Annotated in this window: 1 pseudogene; it reads right to left on the bottom strand. The window is 60.9% G+C overall.

What is annotated here, in order from left to right:
• Window positions 1-653: pseudogene (gene gyrB / locus G5358_RS21525) on the bottom strand (DNA gyrase subunit B); the annotation flags it as partial.

The raw sequence follows: 653 nt of genomic DNA, 5'->3' as shown, positions 1-653 counted from the left end.
GAGGAGAACTTGGGATCCGGCACCTTGACGGAGATGACGGCTATCAGGCCTTCACGGACGTCGTCGCCACTGGCGGCAGACTTGGCCTTCTTGCTGTAGTCCTCTTTGTCCATGTAGTTGTTCAGCGTCCGGGTCAGCGCGGTACGGAAGCCCACCAGGTGGGTACCACCATCCCGCTGCGGAATGTTGTTGGTGAAGCAGTAGACCCCTTCCTGATAGGCGTCGTTCCACTGCATGGCGACTTCGACACCGATGCCGTCCTGCTCTGTGGTGAAGTGGAACACCTTGGGGTGGATCGGGGTCTTGTTCTGGTTCAGGTACTCGACGAAGGCCTTGATGCCCCCTTCGTAGCAGAAGTGCGCCTCGCGCCCATCACGCTCGTCCATCAGACGGATGGAGACGCCGGAGTTGAGGAAGGAGAGCTCGCGCAGACGCTTGGCCAGGATCTCGTAGTGGAACAGGGTGTCGCTGAAGATGGTCGGGCTCGGCCAGAAGCGAACTTCGGTCCCGGTGCCGGTGCTGTCACCAATCTGCTTGAGGGGTGCCTGCGGCTCGCCCAGGTGATAGGTCTGCTCGTAGACATGACCGTTGCGGCGGATGGTCAGCAGCAGCTTGTCGGAAAGCGCGTTCACCACGGAAACGCCCACACCGTG

The sequence above is a fragment of the Aeromonas sp. 604176 genome (assembly GCF_049170755.1).
Taxonomy (GTDB): domain Bacteria; phylum Pseudomonadota; class Gammaproteobacteria; order Enterobacterales; family Aeromonadaceae; genus Aeromonas; species Aeromonas veronii_A.
Note: the sequence above shows the minus strand (reverse complement) of the source record. Positions and strands in the feature narration are given on the sequence as shown.